The 25,843-nt window shown below is 61.6% G+C and carries 23 protein-coding genes, 1 pseudogene and 1 riboswitch; of the genes and pseudogenes, 7 read left to right on the forward strand and 17 right to left on the reverse strand.

Annotated elements, in window-relative coordinates:
• Positions 1 to 131 precede the first annotated feature (131 nt).
• The 6 genes from N1937_RS12135 to cobU form a co-directional block, all read right to left on the reverse strand.
• Positions 132 to 1,085: a nucleoside hydrolase gene (locus tag N1937_RS12135; RefSeq protein ID WP_017964672.1), complete on the reverse strand. Its 954-nt coding sequence runs from the start codon at positions 1,083 to 1,085 to the stop codon at positions 132 to 134.
• Between the two features lie 121 nt (positions 1,086 to 1,206).
• Entirely contained in the window at positions 1,207 to 1,635 is a 429-nt protein-coding gene (locus N1937_RS12140; protein WP_017964673.1) for a cobalamin biosynthesis protein, read from the reverse strand.
• 114 nt (positions 1,636 to 1,749) lie between these two features.
• Positions 1,750 to 2,400, reverse strand: a complete 651-nt coding sequence (gene cobO, locus N1937_RS12145; RefSeq protein ID WP_260058929.1) for a cob(I)yrinic acid a,c-diamide adenosyltransferase — start codon at positions 2,398 to 2,400, stop codon at positions 1,750 to 1,752.
• Entirely contained in the window at positions 2,397 to 6,533 is a 4,137-nt protein-coding gene (cobN, locus tag N1937_RS12150) for a cobaltochelatase subunit CobN (RefSeq protein ID WP_260058930.1), read from the reverse strand. Before cobN ends, cobO begins: the two co-directional genes overlap by 4 nt.
• A 4-nt stretch (positions 6,534 to 6,537) precedes the next feature.
• Positions 6,538 to 7,587 carry a cobalamin biosynthesis protein CobW gene (gene cobW, locus N1937_RS12155; protein WP_260058931.1) on the reverse strand — a complete coding sequence of 350 codons (1,050 nt, stop codon included), beginning with the start codon at positions 7,585 to 7,587 and terminating at the stop codon, positions 6,538 to 6,540.
• A gap of 4 nt (positions 7,588 to 7,591) precedes the next feature.
• Positions 7,592 to 8,116 (reverse strand): bifunctional adenosylcobinamide kinase/adenosylcobinamide-phosphate guanylyltransferase, encoded by a 525-nt coding sequence (cobU, locus tag N1937_RS12160; RefSeq protein WP_260058932.1) that lies wholly within the window; start codon positions 8,114 to 8,116, stop codon positions 7,592 to 7,594.
• A gap of 536 nt (positions 8,117 to 8,652) precedes the next feature.
• A riboswitch (cobalamin riboswitch) is annotated at positions 8,653 to 9,049 on the reverse strand.
• 253 nt (positions 9,050 to 9,302) lie between these two features.
• Here cobU and N1937_RS12165 point away from each other — a divergent pair.
• Positions 9,303 to 11,093 carry a chloride channel protein gene (locus N1937_RS12165; RefSeq protein ID WP_170261967.1) on the forward strand — a complete coding sequence of 597 codons (1,791 nt, stop codon included), beginning with the start codon at positions 9,303 to 9,305 and terminating at the stop codon, positions 11,091 to 11,093.
• Positions 11,094 to 11,097: 4 nt separating this feature from the next.
• On the opposite strand, the gene N1937_RS12170 is transcribed toward N1937_RS12165, so the two are convergent.
• The 3 genes and pseudogenes from N1937_RS12170 to N1937_RS12180 all read right to left on the reverse strand — a co-directional run bounded on the left by N1937_RS12170 (position 11,098) and on the right by N1937_RS12180 (position 14,549).
• On the reverse strand, positions 11,098 to 12,186 hold the full coding sequence (locus N1937_RS12170; protein WP_032985101.1) for an adenylate/guanylate cyclase domain-containing protein: 1,089 nt from the start codon (positions 12,184 to 12,186) through the stop codon (positions 11,098 to 11,100).
• A 331-nt stretch (positions 12,187 to 12,517) separates the two neighbouring features.
• Positions 12,518 to 12,814, reverse strand: a pseudogene (locus N1937_RS12175) (SDR family oxidoreductase); the annotation flags it as partial.
• Positions 12,815 to 13,094: 280 nt separating this feature from the next.
• Positions 13,095 to 14,549 (reverse strand): cobyric acid synthase, encoded by a 1,455-nt coding sequence (locus tag N1937_RS12180; protein ID WP_260058943.1) that lies wholly within the window; start codon positions 14,547 to 14,549, stop codon positions 13,095 to 13,097.
• Positions 14,550 to 15,217: 668 nt separating this feature from the next.
• Between N1937_RS12180 and N1937_RS12185 the strand changes: the two genes are divergently transcribed.
• Both N1937_RS12185 and N1937_RS12190 read left to right on the forward strand, forming a co-directional pair.
• Positions 15,218 to 16,219, forward strand: a complete 1,002-nt coding sequence (locus N1937_RS12185) for a glycine betaine ABC transporter substrate-binding protein (RefSeq protein ID WP_170276623.1) — start codon at positions 15,218 to 15,220, stop codon at positions 16,217 to 16,219.
• Positions 16,220 to 16,239: 20 nt separating this feature from the next.
• Positions 16,240 to 16,593: a hypothetical protein gene (locus N1937_RS12190; protein WP_170261969.1), complete on the forward strand. Its 354-nt coding sequence runs from the start codon at positions 16,240 to 16,242 to the stop codon at positions 16,591 to 16,593.
• A gap of 98 nt (positions 16,594 to 16,691) precedes the next feature.
• On the opposite strand, the gene N1937_RS12195 is transcribed toward N1937_RS12190, so the two are convergent.
• Positions 16,692 to 16,847, reverse strand: a complete 156-nt coding sequence (locus N1937_RS12195) for a hypothetical protein (RefSeq protein WP_003540537.1) — start codon at positions 16,845 to 16,847, stop codon at positions 16,692 to 16,694.
• Positions 16,848 to 17,017: 170 nt separating this feature from the next.
• A complete protein-coding gene (locus tag N1937_RS12200) occupies positions 17,018 to 17,959 on the reverse strand; it encodes a LysR family transcriptional regulator (protein ID WP_018074580.1) in 942 nt (313 codons plus the stop codon).
• A gap of 73 nt (positions 17,960 to 18,032) precedes the next feature.
• Here N1937_RS12200 and N1937_RS31420 point away from each other — a divergent pair, with 73 nt between their 5' ends.
• Complete coding sequence (locus N1937_RS31420) at positions 18,033 to 18,221, forward strand: hypothetical protein (RefSeq protein WP_311202848.1); 189 nt, start codon at positions 18,033 to 18,035, stop codon at positions 18,219 to 18,221.
• Between the two features lie 104 nt (positions 18,222 to 18,325).
• On the opposite strand, the gene N1937_RS12205 is transcribed toward N1937_RS31420, so the two are convergent.
• Positions 18,326 to 18,934, reverse strand: coding sequence for a LysE/ArgO family amino acid transporter (locus N1937_RS12205; protein WP_260058934.1), 609 nt, complete (start codon positions 18,932 to 18,934; stop codon positions 18,326 to 18,328).
• Between the two features lie 100 nt (positions 18,935 to 19,034).
• Here N1937_RS12205 and N1937_RS12210 point away from each other — a divergent pair, with 100 nt between their 5' ends.
• Positions 19,035 to 19,928 (forward strand): LysR family transcriptional regulator ArgP, encoded by an 894-nt coding sequence (locus N1937_RS12210; RefSeq protein WP_260058936.1) that lies wholly within the window; start codon positions 19,035 to 19,037, stop codon positions 19,926 to 19,928.
• Positions 19,929 to 20,020: 92 nt separating this feature from the next.
• On the opposite strand, the gene greA is transcribed toward N1937_RS12210, so the two are convergent.
• Positions 20,021 to 20,503 carry a transcription elongation factor GreA gene (gene greA, locus N1937_RS12215; RefSeq protein WP_260058938.1) on the reverse strand — a complete coding sequence of 161 codons (483 nt, stop codon included), beginning with the start codon at positions 20,501 to 20,503 and terminating at the stop codon, positions 20,021 to 20,023.
• A 284-nt stretch (positions 20,504 to 20,787) separates the two neighbouring features.
• On the opposite strand from greA, the gene N1937_RS12220 reads away from it, so the two are divergent.
• Positions 20,788 to 21,507 carry an MgtC/SapB family protein gene (locus tag N1937_RS12220; protein ID WP_170255674.1) on the forward strand — a complete coding sequence of 240 codons (720 nt, stop codon included), beginning with the start codon at positions 20,788 to 20,790 and terminating at the stop codon, positions 21,505 to 21,507.
• 37 nt (positions 21,508 to 21,544) lie between these two features.
• Here N1937_RS12220 and N1937_RS12225 read toward each other — a convergent pair whose 3' ends face one another.
• From N1937_RS12225 to N1937_RS12240, 4 genes are all read right to left on the reverse strand, one after another.
• Positions 21,545 to 21,730, reverse strand: a complete 186-nt coding sequence (locus N1937_RS12225; protein WP_017964692.1) for a DUF3008 family protein — start codon at positions 21,728 to 21,730, stop codon at positions 21,545 to 21,547.
• A gap of 133 nt (positions 21,731 to 21,863) precedes the next feature.
• Positions 21,864 to 22,097, reverse strand: coding sequence for a DUF2171 domain-containing protein (locus N1937_RS12230; RefSeq protein WP_017964693.1), 234 nt, complete (start codon positions 22,095 to 22,097; stop codon positions 21,864 to 21,866).
• A gap of 81 nt (positions 22,098 to 22,178) precedes the next feature.
• Positions 22,179 to 23,135, reverse strand: a complete 957-nt coding sequence (locus tag N1937_RS12235; RefSeq protein WP_170276618.1) for a DUF2950 domain-containing protein — start codon at positions 23,133 to 23,135, stop codon at positions 22,179 to 22,181.
• 20 nt (positions 23,136 to 23,155) lie between these two features.
• Complete coding sequence (locus N1937_RS12240) at positions 23,156 to 24,556, reverse strand: DUF3300 domain-containing protein (protein WP_260058940.1); 1,401 nt, start codon at positions 24,554 to 24,556, stop codon at positions 23,156 to 23,158.
• 748 nt (positions 24,557 to 25,304) lie between these two features.
• On the opposite strand from N1937_RS12240, the gene N1937_RS12245 reads away from it, so the two are divergent.
• Positions 25,305 to 25,769, forward strand: coding sequence for a hypothetical protein (locus tag N1937_RS12245; RefSeq protein ID WP_017964697.1), 465 nt, complete (start codon positions 25,305 to 25,307; stop codon positions 25,767 to 25,769).
• Positions 25,770 to 25,843 lie beyond the last annotated feature (74 nt).

A 25,843-nucleotide genomic window follows, 5' to 3' on the forward strand; every position in this document is an offset into this window, starting at 1 on the left:
TTGAAGTTGCTGAGATTGATATGACTCACTTTGCGAAGAGGCGGATTCGAATTCTCGAAAAACCCGCACAACAATATGAATATATTATCATATATCGAAAGCCGGCGCGATGCCGCCGGCTCTCCCATCCGTCAGGCTGCAAGCAGCGTGTTGCGGATGAGGTCGAGGACCTTCTCCGATTCAATACCTGTGCAGACGACCTGGCTCGGCAGCCCATCCCAAGCGCCGTCAGGCGGAAAACGCCGGGCGTCCGGCCTAACGATCGTCTGACCGTCGGCAATGCCGCCGCAGACGACGCGCACCGCACCCGAGATCGACGAGAACAGCTCCGGCACCACGACATAGACGCAGGCGCAACTGTCATGCACCATCATGCCGTCTTCAACCGCGTGCTTGTAGAAATCGATGTAGGACTGCGAGAGCGCGTCGAGCTGCTTGACTGCTTTGTCACCCCTGGCCGCCATCTCGCCGAGATAGCTGCGGCTCATCGTGGTGATCGCGGTGACGTCGAGGCCGATGACGGCGACCTTCCAGGGCGCGGTCATGACGATGTCGGCAGCTTCGGGATCACCGTGGATATTGGCCTCGGCGACCGGCGAGACATTGCCCGGCACATAGAAATTGCCGCCCATGATGACGACGTCTTTGGCCAGCGCCGCAATCTCGGGATCTTCCTTCAGCGCCAGCGCCAGGTTGGTCATTCGGCCAACGGCGACGAGTCGCACTTCGCCCGGATGGGCGCGCACCGTGTCAATGATAAAGCGATGCGCCGGGCGCGGATCGAGCGGCAGGTCGATCGTCTCGGGCACATCGATATCACCGAGGCCGTTCTCGCCGTGCACCATGGCCGGCCATGGCCGCTCCGCCCGCGCGGAATCGATGGTGACGCTGGCGCCTTTGGAAACGGGTGCCGGAATATTCCATTCGCGCTTGAGGAAGAGCGCATTGCGCGTCGTCGTCTCGACCGAGGCGTTGCCGAAAACCGTGGTGATGCCGAGAAGGTCGATTTCGGGATGACGATGCAGGAAGAGAAGCGCCATGGCGTCGTCGACGCCAGGGTCAGTGTCATAAATGACCTTGTGCATGAGATATCCTCTAGATGTGAACCGTGAAGCAGCCGGACGGCGCCGCGCGTTGGCGCCATCATAGCGCCAGAGAATGATGCTGAAAAGTGTGAGCGGTTTTCAGACGACATCATCCTCTATTTTATTGATTTGATACAGATTCTGCGACCCGCTGCGCCAATGCCGCCGTCGCATGCGCAGATTTGATCTTGGCAACGGCAAGCTCGGCCGAGGCGCCCGCTGCCGCTAGTGCTGCCGCCTCCGCAACGCCATGGCAGCCGACGCGGGCAAAGACGATCTCCGACGGGTTCTTCAGCCGCGGCGTCTCCCCTTCCAGCCGTGCGGCGGTAAAGAATACCGCCGGCACCGAGAAATGCGCCGCCACCGCAAGCACCGCCGGCTCGTTCTTACGGGTATAGATCGAGGCAACGGCCGCCAGTGCCTCCCCGCTGACCCCGGCCTTACGAAGCGCCTGTTCGGCTAGAGCCAGCACCTCCTGTGCCGGTGCACCACGCTCGCAGCCGAGCCCGAGCACCAGGCGCCGAACGATGTCGAATCGGACTTCATCCATGACGAACAGCCCACAAAGATTCCAACAGAGACTCTCTCACGTGAATGTTTAGCGCAGAGCGCGAGGCCCACAACGTTGCCCGCGCGCTTTGCCGACGGGAGCCGGTCCTGATGTTCAGAACTCCACGCCCGGCTGGCCCTTGATGCCGGAGCGGAAGGGGTGTTTGACGAGCTCCATCTCGGTCACCAAATCGGCGATGTCGATCAATTCTTCCTTGGCGTTGCGTCCCGTCAGCACGACGTGTGTCATGGCCGGCTTCTCGCTCTTCAGGAAGGCGACGACATCGTTGATATCGAGGTAGTCGTAGCGCAGTGCGATATTGATCTCGTCGAGCAGCACCATGGAATTGCGCTCGTCGCGGATCAGCTCCTTGGCCTTTTCCCAGGCAGCCGACGCTGCCGCGACATCGCGGGCGCGGTCCTGGGTTTCCCAGGTGAAGCCCTCGCCCATCGTGTGGAACTGGCAGAGATCGGAGAAATGCTTCTCGATCAGGTCGCGCTCGCCGGTCCACATCGCGCCCTTGATAAACTGCACGACGGCCGACGGCTTGCGGTGGGCGATATGGCGGAAGATCATGCCGAAGGCGGCAGACGACTTGCCCTTGCCCTTGCCGGTGTGAACGATGATCAGGCCCTTGCCATCGGTCTTGGTCGCCATGATCTTGTCGCGCGCGGCCTTCTTCTTCGCCATCTTCTCGGCATGGCGGGCGTCGTCCTTGCCAACTCCGCCTTCTGCGATCTCGCTGTCCGGGGTCTCGTCGCTCATTGGGTCACCTCATTCTGTTGTGTAGCAGCCAGGTCGAACCGGGCCGAATTGCTGCGCGGCGTCCAGAGGCTGCGGTCGATCGCTTCGAACAGCCGCTCCTTCATCTCGTCGAACGCCGCCGGGTTCTTCTCGATCATGAAATCGCGCACGCCGGGATCGGCGACGAAGGCCCGGTAGACGGCCTCGAAATGATGTTCGCCGACCGCACCTGTCGTTGCAGCGAAGGCAAAGAGATAATCGACGGTGGCGGTGATCTCGGCTGCCCCCTTGTAGCCGTGGCGCATGACGCCCGCGATCCATTTCGGGTTGACGACGCGCCCCCGCACGACGCGGCCGATCTCCTCTTCCAGCGAACGGATCACCGGCTTTTCCGGCCGGGAATGGTCGTTATGATAGATCGAAGGGCGCGCGCCGGCGAGCTGCTCGGCGGCCGCCGCCATGCCGCCCTCGAACTGGTAATAGTCGTCGCTGTCGAGCAGGTCGTGCTCGCGATTGTCCTGGTTCTGGATGACAGCCTGCACCGAGCGCAGCCGCTCCTCGAACAGGCCGCGTTCGGCCCTGCCCTCTTCGCCGGCACCATAGGCATAGCTGCCCCAGACAAGATAGGCCTCGGCGAGATCGGCGCGCCGCTCCCAGCCCTTTTCATCGATCAGCGCCTGCAGGCCGGCGCCGTAAGCGCCGGGCTTCGAGCCGAAGACCCGATAGCCCGCCCGGCGCTTTGCCGAGATTTCGTCCAGGCCGGCGGCGCCAAGCCTTGCCGCCTCGCCTCGCATACGTGTTGCGATCGGATTGTCGGCCTCGTCTTCCTCAAGTGCGCCGACGGCACGGATCGCCTTGTCGAACAGCGCGATCTGCTCGGGAAAGGCATCGCGGAAGAAGCCGGAAATGCGGAGCGTCACGTCGACGCGCGGCCGCCCGAGCATCGCCGGCGGAATGATCTCGTAACCGGTGACACGACGCGAGCTCATGTCCCAGAGCGGCTTGACACCGATCAGCGCCAGCGCCTGGGCGATATCGTCGCCGCCGGTGCGCATGTTCGACGTGCCCCAGGCCGTCAGCCCGAAGGAGACAGGCCATTCGCCGTGATCCTGCACATAGCGGCGGACAAGCAGTTCGGCCGATTTCTTGCCGAGCTCGTAGGCAGCTGGCGTCGGCACGGCACGGCTGTCGACGGAGTAGAAATTGCGGCCGGTGGGCAAGACGTCGGGCCGCCCTCGCGTCGGCGCGCCGGATGGACCGGGCGCGACAAAGCGGCCGTCGAGGCCCTTGAGCAGAGCTTCGATTTCGGCGGGGCCGCAGGCGAGAATGGAGGGTTTGAGGCGGGTTTCGATTTCGGAGAGCACCACCCGTGTCGCCTTCCAGTCCTCGGGGCATTTGCTCTCGCCGGAAACGAACTTCGCCGCCAGCAGTTCGATGCGCTCGACGGTGTCGCCGTTGGTTCGCCATGGGGTATCGAGGAGGTCAGCGAGGATCTCAGAACGTGGCCCGGTCCAGATGGCGGCCATGTCGGTGTCGAGAGGGTCGAAAGAAGGCCCCTCCCCAACCCCTCCCCACAGGTGGGAGGGGCTTGCTGGGCGCCCCGTCTCAACATCAGCTTTGGCAATACGGGCTGCAGCAAGCGCAGAGGTAAGTCCCTCCCCCTTGTGGGGAGGGGTTGGGGAGGGGTCTTTCAGCTGGGAGAGATCTTTCACCGCATCTCCAGCAATCGCCCGCTGCAAGCTCGCATCACCGCCCTCGCCAAGCCCGCGCGGCACCCGCGCCAGCGCCACAGTGAGGTCGGTCAGCAGCCGCCCCTCGGGCGAGACCCCAAACACATGCAGCCCATCGCGGATCTGCATTTCCTTGAGGTCGCAGAGATAGGCATCGAGCTTCTTCAGCGCCTCGCCCTCGCTTTCGCCCTTGGCGATACCGGCATCCCGGTCGAGACCGATATCGGTCACGAGATCGAGGATCTGGCGGCTGAGCAGCCGGATGCGGCGGGGATCGCCGCCGGATGCCTCGTAATATTCGTCGACCAGCGCCTCCAGATCCTTCAGCGGCCCATAGCTCTCGGCCCGCGTCAAAGGCGGGGTCAGATGATCGATGATCACAGCAGCATTTCGGCGCTTGGCCTGCGTACCCTCGCCCGGATCGTTGACGATGAAGGGATAAAGGTGCGGCAGCGGTCCGAGGATCGCCTCGGGATAACAGCTTTCAGACAGCGCCAGCGCCTTGCCCGGCAGCCATTCGAGATTGCCGTGCTTGCCCATATGGATGACGGCATGCGCACCGAACTCGCGGCGCAGGAAAGCGTAGAAGGCGAGATAACCGTGCGGCGGCACGAGATCCGGCGAATGATAGCTCTCTTTCGGATCGATATTATAGCCGCGCGCCGGCTGGATGCCGACGAGCACCTCGCCGAAGCGCGCGAAGGGCAGGGCGAAGACGCCCTCGCGAAAATACGGATCGTCTTGCGGGCTTCCCCAGCGGGCTCTCACCTCATTCTGAATCTTGTTAGGAAGAGATTCCAGGAAGCTGTGGTACGAACTCAGGGAAAGCGTCTCGCGGATGATCTTTCCGTCGGAACCGGAATTGGTCGGCCCTTCCATCAGATGGCGGATCAGCAGATCGCCGTCGGCGGGAATCTCGGCGACCGGATACCCCGCCGCCCGCATGGCGCGAAGCACCTCGATGGTGCCGGCTGGCGTATCCAAGCCGACGCCGTTGCCGAGCCGACCGTCGCGGTTCGGATAATTCGCCACGACGAGCGCGATGCGCCGGTCGCCGGCTGATGTCTTCCGCAGCCGTGCCCAATTGCCGGCGAGCTCCGCCGTATAACGCACACGGCCGGCGTCGGCCTGGCTGGCGACGATATTGGTCTCGACGGCAGCATCGTAGCGCGCCGCCGTCTTGAAAGAGACCGCCCGCGCCAGCACCCGACCGTCGACTTCAGGCAGGGCCACGTTCATGCCGAGATCGCGCGCCGACAAGCCTTGCGAAGAAGCCGCCCATGCCTCCCTCGACGAGGCCGACAGGATCGCCTGCAGCACGATCGCCTCATTCGCCTCCAGCACCGTCGGCTGCCGGTCGGCACCCGGTGCCGAGACCGCAAAGCCCGTCGTATTGATGACGACATCAGGTTTCAGCGCCGAAAATACGCTTTCGAGAATGCCTGTCGAAACCGGATCTTTGAGACTATAGGCAAAGACCGGCAGCGGCCGCAGGCCGAGTGTCATCAGCGCTTCGATCAGAGCTTCGATCGGCCCAGTCTCGCCGCTTTGGACGAGGGCGCGGTAGAAGCTGATGGCGACGATGGGTTGGGATCCTGCGTCTGCCACCGAGTTCGGGATACCCCCCTCTGTCCTGCCGGACATCTCCCCCACAAGGGGGGAGATCAGGGATGAGAAGTCTCGCTCCATCTCCTCGGCCGAAGGTGCGGCATCCTCCAACGTTTCTCTTGTGCGAAGCCCTGGCGACTTGCCGATCTCCCCCCTTGTGGGGGAGATGTCCGGCAGGACAGAGGGGGGTAGCTCGGCGAATAAGGCAGGCACCACACGCGAAGACATCTCCGCAACAACCCGCCGCCACTCCTCGACCCCGATCACCCCTCGTCCCGGCCACCAAATACCCGCCTTCATCAAAGGCACCGCCGGCGCCGGCTTTTCGCCATCCGCCAGCATCGCCTCGGCATAATCGAGAAACGCCTGCGTATTGGCATCGCCGCCCTCGATCAGATAGGCCCAGAGCGCATTGAGATCGTCGACATCAACATTAGAGAACGGCACCAGCCCCGCATCCGGCCTGGCATCGCCCGGCAGCACGGCGATCAGCGCACCGGCGCGGGCAGCTGCCGCATGCAGCGCTTCCAGCGCATAGTGGAAATAGCTGGCGCCGCCGAGCGCACGCACGATGATCAGCTTTGCATGCCGCGCTGTGCGCTCGACATAGGTGTCGACCGACATCGGGTGCTTGAGGCTCATCAAGCTGGCGAGTCGCAGCGAAGGTGCTGTCCGGCGATCGCGATAGGCGGCGGCGATCGCGGCAAGCTCGCTGTCGGCCGCCGACAGGAACAGGATATCGCCCGGGGACTGCCCGAGGTCGATTGCCTCCTCACCGTCGCTGATCGTCCCTTGTTGAGCCAGAAGCAGATGCATCGGGTTACGCCAGCGCTTCGATCGCCGCCCTCACCGCGCCCTGATCCATTTCGTGCAGGCCGATGACGACGAGGCGCGTGGCGCGCTTTTCGCCAGTTGCCCAGGCGCGGTCGAAATAATGGTCGATGCGGCTGCCGACGGCCTGGAGTTGCAGGCGCATCGACTTGCCTGACACATCGACGAAACCTTTTAGGCGCAGCACGTCATGGGCGGCAATGATGCCCTTCAGCGCTTCGATGAAGCCGGCGGCATCGGCAATGGGTCCGAGATCGACGACGAAGCTGTCGAATTCGTCATGATCGTGCGGCGCACCGTCCTCATGCTCCAGCTCGTGATGCGACTTGCGATTGGCGACATCGTCCTCCGTGCCGATGCCGAGGCCGAGCAGGATGCCGGCCGACACCTCGCCATTCCGTGCTTCGATCATGACCGGCTTACGGACGGTGCGGGAGGCGACTTCGTCCCGCACGCGGCTAAGGCCGGCAGCATCGATCAGGTCGGTCTTGTTGAGCACGATGAGATCGGCGCAGGTGAGCTGATCCTCGAACAGCTCCTCAATCGGGCTTTCGTGATCGAGCGATTCATCCTCGGCGCGGCGCGCATCGACGGCATCATGGTCGTCGGCGAATCGGCCGGCGGCAACGGCAGCACTGTCGACCACCGTGACGACACCGTCGACGGTCACCTGGGTGCGAATGTCGGGCCAGTTGAAGGCGGCGACCAGCGGCTGCGGCAGGGCAAGGCCCGAGGTTTCGATGACGATATGGTCGGGCCGATATTCGCGTTCCAGCAGCTTGGTCATCGTCGGGATGAAATCGTCGGCGACGGTGCAGCAGATGCAGCCATTGGTGAGTTCGATGATGTCGTCCTCGGTGCAATTCTCCGCACCGCAGCCCTTCAGCACATCACCGTCGACGCCGAGATCGCCGAATTCGTTGATAATAAGCGCAATCTTCTTGCCGCCGGCATTGGTGAGCAGGTTGCGGATCAGCGTCGTCTTGCCGGCGCCGAGGAAGCCGGTGATCACGGTTGCGGGAATCTTCTGCTGGTTCATGGACTTAACCCTTCATTTTCAACGGCAGGCCTGCCGCGATGAAATAAACTTCGGCGGCCTTCGCCGCGATTAATTGGTGCAGTCGGCCGGCATGATCGCGAAAATCCCGCGCCATGCGATTGTCGGGCACGATGCCGAGGCCGACCTCGTTGGAAACGAAAACGAGCCGTGCCTTCGCGGCAGGCAGAAAATCGGCAAGGGCAGCAAATTCCGCCGCCATCTCACGCTCCTCCATCATCAGATTGGTGACCCAGAGCGTCAGGCAGTCGACGAGAACGATGCGCCCCGGTCCATCGATGGCGGTGAGCTTGCCGACAAGATCGACCGGCTCCTCATACGTCGTCCAGGACGGACCGCGGTCGGCTTGGTGTTGGGCGATGCGCGCCTGCATCTCCTCGTCCCAAGCGCGGCCGGTCGCGAGATAGTGGCGATCGAGGCCGGTTGCGGTGACGAGGGATTCGGCGAACCGGGATTTGCCGGAACGTGCGCCGCCGAGGATGAAGACGGTGTTGGATGGGGAGGCCGTCATGCGAAAGCGGCCTCCAGAGGAAACGCAACGTTCCACCACGCTCCCTCATTCCTGTGCTGGTCACAGGAGTCCAGCCACGGCGCGTCCGCGCCGTGAATGACTCTGTGCTGTCGTGAAATGATTCTTTCGCGCCCAAGGACTTGGGCGCACTGGATTCCTGTGACCAGCACAGGAATGAGGGAGGAGAGGAAAGTGCCTCGCAAATGCACCGAGCCACAGGTCTCAACCCGTCTTTCGGTCCCCCCTCGCGAATGAGAGGAAGCGAGGCGCCCCCGCACATCTCTTCTCCCCAGCGGGGAGAAGGTGCCGGCAGGCGGTTGAGGGGGTGAGCGGCGAAGCCGCGAATGCACTGAGCGCAAGCGAAGGGCAATGATGAAGGGCGTGCCGTGCGGCCCCCTCATCCGACCCTTCGGGCCACCTTCTCCCCGCTGGGGAGAAGAGGAAGCAAATAGCGCCGCACCAGGCCGCGCTGAATTCAATCGTTCAGCCAAGACAACCTCCGTGCTGGCAACGGGCATAGTGCCCAGGTGTGGGCTTCTCGCCCGGCACGCATGGCAGGTCTCCTGGCTCGCGGTTATCGGCCGCGATCGGGGCAGACCGGAAACCGGTCGCCCTGATCGTGCCAGCGGATCATCCTCGCCTTCCCGGCCGCATCAGTGAAAAGGTGGACGATTCGTAGACTTGAGAGGCGTCCGACCCCGGTTGATCACCATGCATTTCCAGTGGCTTTTCCGGCATATCGCCTATCCCGCCCGCTTGCATGATTGCAAGTCGCCGGCCGGAAGGGCTTAGTGCCGGATGGAAGACCCTGACCGCTCTACAGTCGCGGGGTCGGCTGTGATGAAGGCGCCCGGCTTGGGTCCGCCCCGTCACATTCCCTTTTCATCCGGAAGGGCGTAACACCGATCCGGAACCATCCGTTATGTCAGGATGGTCAATCGACCATCCGTTATCGGGATGGTTAGGCAAGCGCAGGGGTGAAGTCAACCGGCCTTGGCGGTCGACCAGTTGACGGCCAGCCGGTATGCTTGCTCCAACACGACTTACTCTACCTAAAACATCGTCATTTATCAGAGGCTTACGTCACAAATATTTATCCCGCCCGCCGGGTTTTCGCCGCAATTGCGTCGCAAGCGGACTGCGCCTTCGCCCTTGACCGGGCCTCTCCCTGCCTAGTTGTCTAGCCATGCTTATGAAATTGGATCGGCGCCGTTTCCGCGCGCTGCGTGTTTTCTTCGATCCGGGACGCCTGCGGGCGCTGACCCGCCGTAGCGAGGTCGGCCTGTCGCTGGCGGGTGCCGTCGTCGGCATTATCTCGGGTCTTGCCGTCACCGGCATGAGCTACGTCTCCAACGAGCTGCATCAGCTGGTCTTCGGCATCGCCGACAGCGAACGGCTGAGCGCGTCCGAGATCGAGAACAAGATGCTGTTGCTCACCGCCCCCGTCATCGGCGGCGCCCTGCTCGGCCTGTTGCTTCTCGTGCTGGCGAAACGGCGCAAGAAGCCGATGGTCGACCCGATCGAGGCCAATGCGCTGCATGGCGGCCGCCTGTCCCTGACCGACAGCATCATCGTTGCCGTGCAGAACCTGATCTCCAACGGTTTCGGCGCCTCGGTCGGCCTGGAGGCCGGCTATACCCAGCTTGCCGCCGGCCTCGCCTCGAAATTCGGCCTGAAGCTGCAGCTTCGCCGCTCGGACCTGCGCACCCTGGTTGGCTGCGGCGCGGCGGGCGCCATCGCCGCCGCATTTAACGCGCCGCTGACCGGTGCTTTCTACGCTTTCGAGCTGATCATCGGCTCCTATACGATCGTCTCGCTGACGCCTGTCGTCGTCTCCGCCCTTGTCTCGACTCTGATCGCAAGGCTGCTTGCCGGCAGCGATTTCACCATCGATATCGGCAGCTTCGGCTCGGTCGTGCCGGCCGATTATATCCCAGCGCTGCTGCTCGGCATTTTCTGCGCCGGTGTCGGCATCCTGATCATGCAGGGCGTCGCTTTTGTCGAGGAGCTGGCGCGCAAGAGCTCAATCGCCCCACCCTTCCGTCCGGCACTCGGCGGCATCATCGTCGGGCTCTTGGCTATGATCTCGCCGCAGGTGCTCTCGGCCGGCCACGGCGCGCTACATCTCAATCTTTCCCGTGAGGTGGCAATCCCGACGCTGATCGGCCTCTTCCTCTTGAAATCCTTCGCCTCGGCGATCTCGATCGGCTCCGGCTTCAGGGGTGGGCTATTCTTCGCTTCGCTGTTCATGGGCGCCCTGCTCGGCAAGCTCTTTGCCTATTGTGGCCCCTACTTCGCCGATGCGACGCTGACGCCCGTCATCTATGCCGTGGTCGGCATGAGCTCGCTTGCCGTCGCCGTCATCGGCGGGCCGCTGACCATGACGTTCCTGGCGCTCGAAATCACCGGCGATTTTCCGATCACGGCGCTGGTGCTCGCTGCCGTCATCACCTCCTCCCTCGTCGTGCGCTCGACCTTCGGCTACTCCTTCGCCACATGGCGGTTCCATCTGCGCGGCGAAAGCATCCGCAGCGCCCACGACGTCGGCTGGATCCGCAATCTGACGGTCGACAAGCTGATGCGCGCCGACGTCAAAAAGGCGAAGGCGGGCATCACGCTGGAGGAATTCAAGCAGGCCTTCCCGATCGGCTCGACCCAGCGCGTCATCCTCGTCGAGGAGAGCGACAAATATGCGGGTTTGGTGCTGGTGCCGGAGATCTACGCCAACCCGACCGACGCCCAGGACGAGGGCAAGACGCTTGCCGATTTCATCCACTACCGCAACGACTTCCTGCAGCCGCAGATGAATGCCAGACAGGCGGCGGCGATCTTCGACAAGAGCGAAAGCGAAGCGCTCGCCGTCGTCAACAACCTGATCGAACGCAAGGTGATCGGCCAGCTCAGCGAAAGCTATACGCTGCGCCGTTACAGCGAAGAACTCGACCGCCGCCGCCGCGAGGTCTCCGGCGAGATCTAAGCCGCTATGATCCGGGGCCGGCGAGCTTGAACACCTCTGCCCGCTTCGAAACGCCGCGCAATTCAAACGAACCCAGATACTCGCAGGCCACGGCGCAGGTGGTCGCGAAGCTCTCCGACATCAGCAGGTCTTGCTCTAGCGTGCCGCAGAGCTTTTCAAGCCGCGAGGCCTCGTTGACGGCCCTGCCGATCACCGTGAAATCGAGCCTGCCGCGGGCGCCAACGTTCCCGTAGAAAACCTCGCCGAGATGAAGGACGACATCGACGCCGATATCGGGGCCGCCGTTTTGCGTCCGCTCGCGGTTCAGCGCCTCGTTTGCTTTCAGCAGATTCTTCGCGGAAGCCAGCGCGGCCATGCAAGCCTTCTGTGGGTCGTCGGCGTCGGTCGGAAAGATCGCCAGCACGCTGTCGCCCATGAACTTGAGGATTTCGCCGGAATTTTCCTCGACATGCCGATCGATCAGCTCGAAATGTTCGTTCAGAAACCCGACGATCTCGCCGGGTTGATAGACCTCGGTCAAGGCAGTGAAATTTCTGAGGTCCGCAAGCAGGATCGCGGCATTGATGGAACCGCCCGTTCCCCTCTGGGTCTCCCCGGCCAGGATGCGCGCGCTCGTTCTGGCGCCGGTATAGACCGCGAGGATATCGGTGGCGGTTTTCGATGCCGCCACACGGTAAGCCGCCAGCCCCAGCGCTGGGACAAGCGCTTTGACTGTTGCCAGCTGATCATCGGAAAATCCGCCCGGCGCATCGCTGGTCAGCGAGAAGCCGAGCCCGCGTAGCGCGACTTCCTTCGGGAATTCGAAAAGGCTGACCACGTGGTCCGTGCCGCCGGCGAGCGCGAATTCCTTGAGCTGCGGATAGTCGAAACCTTCACCCTTCGCCAGTATCCAACGCCCCGTTCTTTCGCCGCGGCTCAACAGGTAGAATATCGGCGTTTTCTCGAAATTGCGCTCTTCCACGCTGCCATGCGCCGCATTTTCAAGAACCGTTGCACCGCCCCGGATGAAATTGGCCGAAACGCCGCGATACATAGGGTGAATGGATGGCATAGTGATGCTGGCCCTCCAGATGGGAAAGCCGTCCGCGATCAACCGGTCGCACAGGCCGGCGACGAGATCGCCAATATGCTCACTAGTGATTCCCTGTTCTATAAGCCACTGAATATGATCGTTAATTTTGGAATCTCCACATGACCGACGCAGTCTATCGTCGGAAATCGGGCAAATGGACGGCGATGACCAACGGGGGCGTTGCACGTCAACCAATAGTCGAGTCAGGCAGATATTTCTAGCCACGGACTCCGGCAACGACAACCACAAGCCAGAGGGAATGATACCTGCCGTTGCCGTCATTCGCCTGCCGACGAAGGGCAACGGAGAGTGCTGCAGAAATGAAGACGGTGCCGTAGCGCCTACGAATATCTCACATCCTGACCGTCATGCCGCCGTTGACCGTCAGCACATCGCCGTTGACGAAGGAAGCGGCGGCGCTTGCGAGAAACAGCGCCGCGCCGGCGATCTCGTCTGGGCGTCCCCAGCGCTGGACCGTGATGCGCTGGCGCACGAAGGGCATCAATTCCTCGTTCGCAGCCATCGCCGCATTCGTCTCGGTAGCAAACCAGCCGGGCGCAATCGCGTTGCTGGTGATGCCGTGCGCGCCGAACTCGACCGCCATGCCGCGCATCAGTCTGGTCAGTCCCTTCTTTGCTGCAGGGGGAACGCGGCGCCGCCACGATTCTCTTCTCCCCATCGGGGAGAAGGTGCCGGCAGGCGGTTGAGGGGGTGAGCGGCGGAGCCGCGAATGCGCTGAGCGAAAGCGAAGGGCAATCAATGACGTAGTGCCGCGTCGCCCCCTCATCCGACCCTTCGGGCCACCGACCGGGGTCGAGCCACGGGTCTCGACCCGTCCTTCGGACCCCCGCTGGGGAGAAGAGGGAGCCGCGATTTTTGTCATCCCACAGACTAGGAACGATGCGGCAGCCGCCCACGACATACCCAGGCTAGCCAATCAACCCCGCAAACCAGCCCGGATCGAGATGACGTTCCAATTCTCCGGCGATCTCGTCGAGCGCCTGCTCGACGACGTCGCGGTAATTCCTCCGCTCGCCTGATAGGCCGAAGCTTTGAAGCAGTCGGGCGCGGTAGGCGTCGCTGCCGAAGAGCCCGTGCAGATAGGTGCCCATGATCCGGCCGTCGGCCGACAGCGCCCCGTCGGGCGCGCCGTCGATGATTACGGAAGGCCGATTGCAATCCGGGCCGCGGGTGATGCCGAGATGGATCTGGTAGCCGGCGAGCGGCGCGTCATATTCGGTCGAGCGGGCCTGGCTGTTGCGCACGGTCTTTTCCAGCGCCATCTCAGTCTCGATGTCGAGCAGCCCGAGCCCCGGCGTCTCGAGCGTCCCGCCCTCGATGCCGAGAGGGTCGCGCACCATGCGGCCGAGCATCTGATAGCCGCCGCAGATGCCGATCACCCGGCCGCCGCGCCTGACATGCGCCTGGAGATCGTGATCCCAGCCATGGGCGCGGAAGTCGGCGAGATCCGATATCGTCGATTTCGAGCCGGGAAGCACAACGAGGCTCGCATCGGCAGGTAGCCGCTCGCCTGATCGCACGAAGACCAGCTCGACATCCGGCTCGGTCCTCAGCGGATCGAGATCGTCGAAATTGGCGATACGCGGCAGCACTGGCACGGCGATCTTCAGCGCGCCCGTCCCGCCCCTCGCCAGCCGTTCGAGCACGGCCGAATCTTCGGCCGGCAGGCGCGCAGCCCCCCTCAGCCACGGCACGATGCCGAAACACGGCCAACCGGTAAAACCTTCGATGGCGCGGATGCCGTCGTCAAACAGCGAGACGTCGCCGCGGAACTTGTTGATGATATAGCCTGCAATCATCGCCCGGTCGCCATCATCGAGGATCGCATGCGTGCCGACCAGCGAGGCGATGACGCCGCCGCGGTCGATATCGCCGATAAGCACGACCGGCACGCGGGCACGCGTCGCAAAGCCCATATTGGCGATATCGCCGGCCCTGAGATTGATCTCGGCGGGCGATCCGGCGCCCTCGACGATGACGAGATCGGCGCCATCGGCCACTCTTTCGAAGCTTTCGAGCACGGCGCCGAGCAACTGAGGCTTCAGCCGCTGGTAATCGCGTCCTTTCGCCTGCCCAAATACCCTGCCGTGCACGATGATCTGGCTGCCATTTTCCGATTGCGGCTTGAGCAGCACCGGGTTCATGTGCACCGTTGATGGCGCGCGCGCGGCCAACGACTGCAGCCACTGCGCCCGGCCGATCTCGCCGCCATCATCGGCGACCGCCGCATTGTTCGACATGTTCTGCGGCTTGAACGGCCGGACGGTCAGCCCGCGATTGGCCGCCAACCGGCAAAGGCCCGCAACCAGAACCGTCTTGCCGACATCGGAGCCGGTCCCCTGCAGCATGATCGCTCTTGCCATGATGGCCCGCATTCGCCTCTCGTTCAGGCGAGGCCTACAATGGGCGGCAACCTCGGGTCAAGCTTGGCTCGGGTCAAGACTTGGCCCGGCGCAAGACTTGGCCCGGCGCAAGACTTGGCTCGGTGCAAGTTCCCACGCAAACGCGAAAACCGCGCATGGCCTTGGCTCTGCGCGGTTTGCCGAAAACTCAGGCGTCTTCGCCCTTACACGGCGAAGCTCGCTTTCTCCGGTACGCACTACCTGAACCGGAGAAGCGGCGGTCATTGCTGCCACGCCCTAACTGATAACCGCACATTCTTACCGGAGAGTTATTGAAGGCTTACGCAAATGTTAATTTTGATCTTTTTTGACATTCTCGCCAAAATATCTGCCGAAAATCCGCCGCCGGTCGCGAAGAGCGTGTATTTCGCCGGAGGGCGCCATTTTCGGGATGCTGACATAAATTCTTCGAATTCAATAATTTAGTCACGCAACCATGAGCAGAAGATGGTTGATTTCTGCGAGCGAACGCGTAGGCTTCATCAAGATGCTCCATTATTGAACATGGCATGCCCATGAACCGGAAAGCCTGTCGCGGTATCGCCCGGCAGGCATTGTCCCTTCGGGTGCCGGAGAGATTTGGCGGTGGATTTCAGAGCCTGCGCGTCCGCCTAAGAAGAATTCGGGGAATGACGATGAAGACGTTTCTGATTCCGGCCGTCTTTGCCGCGGCTCTTTCTACCGTCGCGCCGGCTGAAGCCGCTGAGTGCGGCAGCGTTTCGATCGCCGAAATGAAATGGGCCTCGGCAGGCATCGCGGCGAGCTTCGACAAGATCATCCTGGAAAAGGGATACGGCTGTTCGGTCACCATTGTCGATGGCGACACTCTGCCGACTTTCGCCTCGATGAATGAGAAAGGCACCCCCGACATCGCCTCGGAATACTGGATCAATTCCGTCAGGTCCCTGCTCGATCAGGCCGTCAACAGCGGCCGGTTAGTGGAGGGGGCCGAAATCCTGGCTGACGGCGCCGTCGAGGGTTGGTGGATTCCGAAATTTATCGCCGACGCCCACCCCGACATCCGCTCGGTCGAAGACGCGCTGAAACATCCCGAACTCTTCCCCGCCGAGGACGACCCATCGAAAGGCGCAGTTTACAACTGCCCCGCCGACTGGAGCTGCCAGATATCGACCACAAATCTGTTCAAGGCGCTTGCCGCCGACAAGAAGGGCTTCGAGCTCGTCGAGACCGGCAGTCCCGAACGGCTCGATGCATCGATTGCCCGCGCCTTCGACAACAAGGTCGGCTGGCTCGGTTATTACTGGGCGCCGACCGCCATCCTCGGCAAATACGACATGACGCGCCTGAGCTTCGGCGTCGGCCACAACAAGAGCGAATGGGACCGCTGTACCGCAGTTGCCGGCTGCGCCAGGCCCGAGGTCAACTCCTACCCGGTCTCGCGCGCCTTCACGCTGATGACCAGGTCCTTCGCCAGCCGCGCCGGGCCTGTCACGACCTATCTCAAGACCCGCAAATGGGACAATGCGACGATCAATCAGGTGCTCGCCTGGCAGGACGAAAACCGCGAAAGCATTGAGGATGCCGCGATCTATTTTCTTCGCAATTACGAGAGTCTGTGGACCAAATGGGTGCCAGTCGATGTAGCCGAGAAGGTCAAGGCGAGCTTATAACGGCAAAAACACGATCAAGCATGGACGATTCGATGATTCCCTTTCCCGACCGCGATACCGTTGCGGAAAAGCTCGCCGCGCTGTCGGAGACCGACAAGTCGTATCTGGCGCTGCTCATGGAAAACGCTGCCCAGGACGACAACCTGCTCGACGGCCTGCGCCGCCATCTCGATCTTGCCGCCGGATCGCGTTTCCTGAACTCGCTGAAGCTCGAAAATCTGGGAATCTGGCTCGGAACCCAGGCGCCGGACCGGTTGCAGATCCGGCTGACGGAAGCTGCCCGCTCCAGCCAGCATCCCGCCTACCAGGCCTTCCGGACCGGTCTCGACCGATCCGGCGGGCTGGAAAAGGCTTATCCCCCAGTCACCCCTTAGAATGATCCGAACTCGGTCATCTGATCCGGCCCCGGCCGATATCTGATCCCGCGGTCAATATCTGATCCGGCAATCCTCGGAAGAAAGCTGAATCGTCATTACTTCTTCGCGGCGCGGTCGACCGAGCGGCCGGCATCCTGCGTGGCGTTCACGGTATTTGCCGTATCCTTTCCTATGCCGCGGATCGTGTTGCCGCAGGAGGAAAGGGCAAGAAGAACCATCAAGGCTGCGGCAATTTTGGCCGTTGTCGTCATCTCGGATATCCTTGTTTGAAATCAACCCCGAACGGCGACAATTGCCGTCCCGCGCCAATAACGCACGACAAACCAAAAGGTTCACTGGCTATAAGGATACCCGCTAGAGACACGCGTTCCATAGAACGCGCTACCTACTTTCGATCGGCGCATAATCCTGTCCAATGCTGCTAGGCGGCGACTGCTTTCGCTCTCTCGGCAAAGGCGCCGCGAATGCTGTCGGCCACCGTCTCGATCGGCCCCGATACCTGCGAGGCGGTCAGCAGGCGGATATCGAAGGCGCCGAGCTCCGGCAGCCCTTCCTGAGGCCCGAGGATCGCCATGTCCTCGTTGACATAGGAAAGCGGCAACGGTGCGATGGCGAGATCGGAAAGCACGGCGGCGCGCTGCGCCATCGTGTGGCCGCTGAGATAGGCGACGCGATAATGCCGCTTGTTGCGTTCGAGCTGCGAGAGCGCTTCCTGGCGCCAGATGCAGCCATCCTCCCAGATCGAGATCGGCAGCGGATCGCGGCGATGCGCCGAACCACACTTGGCGCCGGCCCAGACCAGCCGCTCGCGGAACACCACCTCACCGCCCGTCGGGAACGGCCGTGTCGCACAGTTGATCAACGCCAGGTCGAGCCGTTGCTCCTCCATGCGCTTCTTCAGCCCCATGCTCATGTCGATCGTCACGTCGACCATGATGCCGGGATAGCTCTCGGCGAAACTCTTCAGAATACTCGGCAGCAGCCGTTCGCCGATATCCTCCGGCGCGCCGAGCCGCACGACGCCGCTGAGCTCCGGCATGATGAAGCGCGACACCGCTTCGTTCGACAGCGCCAGGATGTTGCGAGCATATGACAGCAACATCTCGCCGTGGCGCGTCAGGGATACCGAGCGTGCGTCGCGCAAAAATAGTGTCGCACCAAGCTGCTCTTCAAGTTTCTTGATCTGCATCGACACCGCCGACGGTGTGCGGAAGACCGCCTCGGCGGCGGTCGAAAAATTGCCCGTCTCGGCGATGGCAACAAAGGTACGCAATACATCGTTGTCGAGCAGCGGAATGGGACGGCGAAAGGGAATGCTCATCGTCGCATCTTTCAATTTTTCTGATTTATAACCCCATATCATTTTGTTTGATTGAATGTCAATTGAACCCGATATTTCGCGTGTCGGCAGCAAAATGCAGCCAAGGAGGCCCAACATGTCTCAAACAAGCATCTGGAATATCGTACAGGCCCTTTCCGCATTCAAGGCGCAGAGACGCAGGGATGCTAACCATGAGCATGCGCTCCGGGAGTTAAGGCGCTTTCCGCCACATCTGCTGGCGGATTGCCAGCGCGAAATGGAGTTAACCCTCCCGGAGCGCCGCGCATGCGATGGGACCCGGTAGAGACGCTTCATCACTTTGAATCCGCTCAGGCCAGATCGATGGCGGTCCACTTGCAACGTCCGCTCGACCTGCGCCGCAGCGGCCGACCGACAGTCGAACGGCGATCACATCCCGCCCAGCAGTTTGAACGCAATGATCCACATCGTGAAAGCGACGAGCGTTTCCAGCACGCGCCAGGATGAGGGTTTCGAGAAGATCGGCCGCAGCCGTGTAGCGCCATATCCGAGCGAAAAGAAGAACAGGAAGGAACCCGTCACCGCCCCTGTCGCAAATGAAGCCTGCTCTCCCGGATATCGTGTCGATATCGTGCCGAGCAGCACCACCGTGTCGAGATAGACGTGCGGGTTGAGCCAGGTGAGTGCGAGGCAGGTCGCCAGTGTCTGCCGGAAACTCGACGTTGTGGCTTCCCCAGCCGTGAGAGCGGCGGATGACCGCAAGGCGGAATAGAGGCTTCTTGCCCCGTACCACACCAGAAATACGGCTCCGCCGTAGCGCATGACAGGATCGAGCCAGGGCATCAACCCAGCGATTTGCTGAAGGCTGGTCACGCCAAGCACGATCAACGCGGCATCCGATACCGCGCATGCGAGGCAGACGGCGAAGACATGTTCGTTGCGCAAGCCCTGACGGAGGATGAAGGCGTTCTGCGCGCCGATGGCGACAATCAGGCTGAGGCCCATCATCAGGCCGGTTCCATAGATCGAAAAATTCATCTCTTCAGCCAACGCCCCTCATTTCGGTGAGGTTGCGCTATCGTGATTAGGCGAATTAGGCTAATTAATCCACCTTACTCCAATGAAGCAAGACTAATCCATGCTCGACTATCCCGCTCTTCGCGCAGTTGCAACCATTGTCCAGACAGGCAGCTTCGAAAGAGCCGCGACCGTGCTGAACGTGACGCCTTCGGCCATTTCCCAGCGCGTGAAGCAGCTCGAGGAACGTCTCGGCGTCGTCCTCATCGTCAGAGGCACGCCGTGCACGGCGACGGAAAAGGGAGAATGGCTCTGCCGCCATATGGAGAATGTCGGCATGCTCGAAGCCGAACTCTTCGGGCAGCTGCCGGCACTCGTCGATCCCGACGAACCCCGCCAAAGGGTCACGCTTCAAATCGCGACGAACGCCGACAGCCTCGGGACATGGTTCGTCGAGGCCATGGCGAATTTCGCCAGGAGCTATTCTTATCTGCTGAACGTCGCCGTCGACGACCAGGACCATACCGCCGAATGGCTGCGGCGCGGGCGGGTGATCGCCGCCGTCACCAGCCTGGAAAAGCCGGTCCGCGGATGCCGGCGTTTTGCACTCGGCGTTCTCAGATACCATGCGACGGCAACCCCCGACTTCGTCGCCCGTCACTTTCCGCATGGCGTGACATCAGAGGCAATCCGCAGCGCCCCGGCGCTGACCTTCAATCAGAAGGACAGGCTGCAAAGCAGCTGGATCAGGCGGATGTTCGGACACGATCTCGACTACCCCACCCACTGGCTGCCGTCGCCGCAAAGTTTCGTCGAAGCCAGCCTCTCGGGCATGGGCTGGGGAATGAACCCCACCCAGCTGACCCGCGAGCATCTGTTATCGGGACGGCTGGTGGAGCTGGTTCCCGATACGCCGTTGGACGTCCCGCTCTATTGGCAGATAAACCGCTTTGCCGCCGATCGCTTGGCGGAGCTGACACGGGAGGTCATCAAGGTCGCGAAACGCAATCTCTGAGGCTTCACTCATCTCAGCGACCGAGTGCGCTTTTGTCAGACGTAAGCGGTGCGGCTACCGAACTCGCTGGTCTCTACGCGAATAGCGCTCTCCTATGCTACGGCGATGATCTCCAGTTCCTGGCCGCCTGTCTCCACCATATCCCCAACAGCCTTGCCCATCAGGAGCCGCGCCACCGGGGAGACATAGGAAATGCACCCGGCCTTCGGATCAGCCTCGTCCTCTCCGACGATGCGATAGGTCTGCACACGCCCGTCGTCACGACGGAAAGTCACCGTGCTGCCGAAGGCGACGGTATCGATTGACGTAGGGGCAGGCATGAGCTGAGCGGTGCGAAGTCTTGCGGCTAAGTAGCGAAGATCACGCAAGGGATTGGCCGTCTGCCGCCGCCGTTCGTTCACGTCTTCGATAGGGTTCGCAGCATCATAGGCCTCGCGAGCCTGCTGGAACTGCAATTCCAGAGCCTTCAATCCCGCTTCCGTAACGAGGTTCGGATGCGGCGAGATCGGACGATCGGGCAGCAGGGTTTCCGAAGCGGTTTCGAAACTCTCTTCCTTGGTGAAAGCGACGGCCAATCTCGGACTCCGTTTTAGCGCGATGCGGTCTCGTAGCTGATGGGCGATTGCCCAGATCTCTGTTGGAACCATACACCGACTGCAGACGAACCGCCAATCGGGCCCATCGACGGCCGCTTTTCCTGTCACGCCCCCAACTTGGGAGCGTTAGGAACGTCCTGCGCCGCATGGCGTTTATACCACGGTGCGCCGTGGCGCATCGGATACACTCTGATAACCACGGCCGAGGAGGAGCAAATGCCCGGCGAGCAGCGAGAGGGCCAGGACAAAGTCTGGACCAAAACATGCCTTCGCTCCTGACGGATGCCATGCCGCTGACGCCAGGCTGGTGGGATATCGGCGCGCGGATCATGCTGACATTGATTGCCGGCGGCCTCATCGGCCTTGATCGCGAGCGCGGCGGTCATGCGGCAGGTTTCAGAACCACGATCCTGGTGGCGCTTGCCGCCTGCCTGGCGATGATCCAGGCAAACCTTCTTCTGTCGACATACGGAAAGACGCCTGGCTCGTTCACGCAGATGGACGTGCTGCGCTTTCCGCTCGGCGTCCTGACGGGCGTCGGCTTCATCGGCGGCGGAGCGATCCTCAAACGCGGCGACATACTGACCGGGGTCACGACGGCGGCGACCTTGTGGTTCATGACGGTGGTGGGCCTCTGTTTCGGCGGCGGTCAGATCCTGACCGGCATCGCGGCGACGGCGGTTGGCTTTATCGTCCTGTCGCCCTTGAAGCGGCTGGACACATGGCTGCGCTGCGAACAGAAGGCGACGCTTGTCGTCCGCGCCTCGAACGGCAATATCCCCGACCTATCGGGAGTACTGAATCCGCTCAGATGCCATGCAGGCCTCCTGTCACTCCACCGAACCGCCGATAGCGGCGCCGAGGTGACGTTCGAGCTGCGATGGCTCGCCAGGGACCCAGACGCATCGGCACGCGCGATCCTGAACGCGCTTTCGAACACGCATGAGGTCGCGGATTTCTCCATGAAGACGACCACGACATGAGCTTCACGGTGACACGCCGGCGGCGGTTCCACATCTCTCATTTCGAAACGTGCTGAGGTTTGCCCTTCCTCTTGGTTGAGGCAAATTCCTCGAGCTGTTTCTCGCTCATGGATTCGACCATCTGTTTCGAGGCGCCTCTGAGTTCGCTCTTGGGCGTCTCGCCACGCTTGGCCGAAAGCGCGGCGCCTGCCGCCTTCTGCTGGGCCTTGGACTTGGCTGGCATATCGATCTCCTTTTGCTTGGCGGGCTCCGTTAAGGGCCTGATGCCGAAAAATGTGAGCGGTTTTCGGACGAGATCATGCTCTGATCATTCTGTTCAAGGAGGCTGCGGCCCGCGAGCCGCAGCCGACAGGCTGTCAGTTGATGGTGGCCCACTGGCTTCGGACATCCCTGGCGTTCTTCGACAGGTGGACGTGGGCGTCCACATGGTCGACCCAATCGAGCGGGATCAAGTGGTGCTTGCCATCTCCCGAGTCGGTCTTCGTCAGCTTGATGCGCGTGGGGCCGTCGAGATGATCGACTGTGCCGACATGGGTGCCGTCGGCAGCCCGAACTTCCATATGTTCACGGATCTGATCTGCGGAAATCATCGTTTCCTCCTTTGCATCATTGTCAGATACGAAGCGGCAACGACGTGGAGCGGACTTGGTTCCAAACACGAGCGACCGTGTTCAATCATCAGTCACGTCCCAATTGTCATCCGGGTTGAAGCTCCTGATGCCCGCGGCTATTTTTTCGGTCTCCCGACCGAGATCGGCCTGGTAGACCGTGCCGTTAGCATTCAGTTGGAACGTGTGCACGCCGGTTTCGCCATACCGGATCGGCCAGGCGATCAGTGCGAATCCTGCGATCATGTTGCCGTTGATCACGTAATCGAACTTTCCGCCCGCGATGTTCGGCCCCTGGCTTTCGATAATCCTGTAGCGATAGCCGTAATAGCCCTCGCCGGCCTTCGCTTTATCAAGCGCCGCATTGTCTTCGAGGGCGTTGCCCGCCGGGCTGTCACCCTCGCCGAGATCAGGCGACCAGTAGAGACCGTCAGTTTTGCCGTCGCTGCTGATCAGTTTCTGGGCATATTCCAGGACGCCGTCATCGTCGTGGTCGGCGGAAGAATATTCCTTTTGGGCGTCGACATAGGCCCGCATCGTGTCGATGGTCTGCAATTCGTTCTCGCCGACGCGACGATCGATGATCTCCTCGAACCCGGCATAGGTGTCGAAACCCCATTTGCCATCGTCGCCCTTCGCGATCGGAAATGGCAGAGGCCACAGTTTGTCGCCGATCTCGATGATCTTGCGGCCATCGACGTCCTTCACGACGATTTTCTTGCTTGTGCCGTCCCGGATCTGTGCGTAGGTGTCCATCACGCCTTCGTCTGCCTTCGCTTTCGCCGCATCAATTCCCAGCAGCGCCGTAAACTTGTCGAAATCATCAGCCGACAAGGCCGCCTTGAAGGCCTCGACGGCTTGTTCCGGCGTCTCGAATACCGGGGGATCGCTCTGCGAAGCGAAGCCCGAGATGACGGTCGCATCGGATGGCTCTGCCGCAGATGTCGAAACCGGATTGGTGGCGAGAGCCGCAAGAGCGAACACAGAACCCAGAAGCATGTTTCTGACTGACTTGGTCATCACTTTCCTCCTTCTTTCGGTCACCGACGACCGCCGCCGCGGCCACCACCGCGGCCACCACCACCGCCACCGCGGCCGCCGCCACCGCCGTGCATTACTCTACCGCCGCCGCGATTGCTCCCGGCCATGGCCTGTCTGCCGCGGTTGGACTGCATCTCAGCGCGCCTGCCGCTGTCGACCTGACCGAGGGCTGATGGCTTTCTGGGCCGGTTGTCGACGCGGGACGCTGGCTTCGCCTTTGCGACTGGACGTTTGGCGTTGGCCCCGGACCTTGCCTTTTCGCCAGCTCTGTTCGTCGGCCTCGCGTCGGGCCTGCGGTTCTGCGCGGCCTGCGCTGCCTTCCCGCCTCCAGGAGCCGCTCCCGTATTGCCTGGCTTGTTGCGGGCAGCACTGATCCTGTCCGCATCGATCTTGCTCTTGCGGACATCGTTGACGCTGATTTTGCCTGGCTGGTCGCGGATCGTGTTCGCACGGTCGTTGTCTCTGGCTCCGACCCTGTTGCCGGGATTCGCCTCGATACTGCTCCGGAAGGAGTTGCGGTCGATATTGTTGAGCTGCCCGCCGTCGAACCCGATCTTGCTGCGGTCGACATTCTTCCAGTCGACGTCGTTGATATTCACTTTGCCATTGATGTTGTTGAGGCAATTGTTGCAGTCGATATCGACGTTGCCGTTCCAGCGCCCGCCCCATACGCCCCAACGGTTCCAGTCGACGGCGGCGGCCCAAACCGCTCCCGTCACCACGCCCGCAAAAAAGGGGGCGGTCGGATAGTAGTAGTTCGGATACGGCTCTGAATAGTAGCCGATAGGCTCAGCCGCATAGTTCGGTTCATACAGCATCTCCGGCGCATACTGCGGAACGTAGATTTTGTCAGGACTGGCGGAGACGATCACGACGTTGTCGTTCTCCTGGCTGACCTTGATCTTGTCATCGGTCTTGATAATGCCGTCGGCGACCGCTTTGTCGCGCAGTTGCTGTATGGCGATCAGAACGTCCTTCTGCTGGACGGAGAGCGCATCTCCGAGCGACTGCGTCCAGTCCAGGTCGTCGCTCATCATCGTAACGATCTGGGGATAGTTCAGCAGTGATACGATGCTGCCGTCCCACGTCGTCTTCGGCTTGAGCTCGGGCTGCTTCTTCAAGGTTTCGAGAAACCGGGCTGCTTCCACCACCTGCAGCGGATAGAGCGACGCCGATGTGACGAGCGCAACCAGTTCGTCCGGATAAAGCGCAATCCGCGCCACCAGGATTTCGAGTTCGTCCTCGCTCAGCGGCGCCGGCGCTTCGTCTTCCGCTGCCACGGGACCGGCAGTGGCCGGTTGCTGCGCGGCGGCTGTCAGCGTCAGATGTGGCGAAAACAGGAAATCTGCAAAAGGCAGAAACAGGCCCGTGGCGAGCAACAATGCGTAAGGTCTAGCCATCTCAAATCCTCCTTGCGGTCAGACATGGTGTGTAGGCTGTCGACTATTGTATTTTCGCTGGTGCCGCATACTCCTCCGAGTGGAGGAGTATTGATAGCTAAACATCGGCCAAGCAGTCTTTTGCTCCAAATTTATCGCAAAGACAGCCCCAGGCGTAGTCGCTAGGACGTATGTTACAGTAACACACTTGCAAAAGCGGAGTTCAGCGCGCAAACTAAAATCGACGGCGGGCCGCTTGATCACGAAGTTATTGGCACGCCGAAAAAACGCATCCGCCAACAGCATCGCCCTGGGCGCCATTCGCACGCCGACCAAGACCTGCGCGTGGCGAACCTCGGAAACTGTGCCGACTTGATGAAGCTCATTCCGTACACGCATCGGCGCGACGGAGGAGATCGGCCGGACAGCGGTGCGGCTTGCGCCTGATTTCACCGACTACATCGTCGCAGCGACGATCTATATCGACGGCGGAATAACGCTGTACCCCGGTTTCGAAACCGATGCCTAACGTTCCATCTCGGCGCGGTGCGCTGCCGCCCCCGTTTGGCACGTCAATGAGAGATAGAGCCGACACACTCCTGCTTCATGCATTTCGCTCATGCCGCATACTCATCCCAGTTGGAGGGTGTTGACAGCTAAAATATCGGCAGGCTGTAGGTAACCAGAACCTACAGTATCATACGGTCTAGTTTGACTTATCGATGCTGTAGTTTTCGGTATTGGCCGTCGGCCATTGGGAGGCAACGTTATGGCTGAAAGTGAAAAGTCAAATCCTCAGATGCTTAGCGCGGAAGAATTGAGACAGAAAGCTCTGGAACTGCAGCTGATAGAAATGGAGCGTGAGGACAAAATCAAAGCGCGTGAAGCAAAAAAGCACGCGGAGTTCGTCGATGACTTCTTCCGCAAACACGTCGGCGACAAGGAACGTGACATTATCAGGCGCGTCATCATGAAGGCAGCCGCCGACGGCAAATCCGAGGCCATGGTCTATAGCTTTCCGTCGAGCTTCTGCACGGATAGCGGCCGCGCGATCAACAGTGCCCGGCCAGAGTGGCCGACGACGCTTCAAGGAAAAGCCAAGGAAATATATGATCTTTTCATCGAAGTCGCCCGGCCTCACGGCTACAAGCTGAAGGCGATGGTCATCAGTTTTCCGGGCGGCATGCCGGGCGACATCGGCTTCTTCCTGAATTGGGAGGCACCAGTCGGCTAGGCCGCTGCGCACCTATGCGGTTCGTCAGCCATGGGTTCGGCCGGCACATCAGCGCCCGCGGCCAACCGTTCGGC

The organism is Rhizobium sp. WSM4643 (assembly GCF_025152745.1).
GTDB classification, from domain to species: Bacteria; Pseudomonadota; Alphaproteobacteria; order Rhizobiales; family Rhizobiaceae; genus Rhizobium; species Rhizobium leguminosarum_I.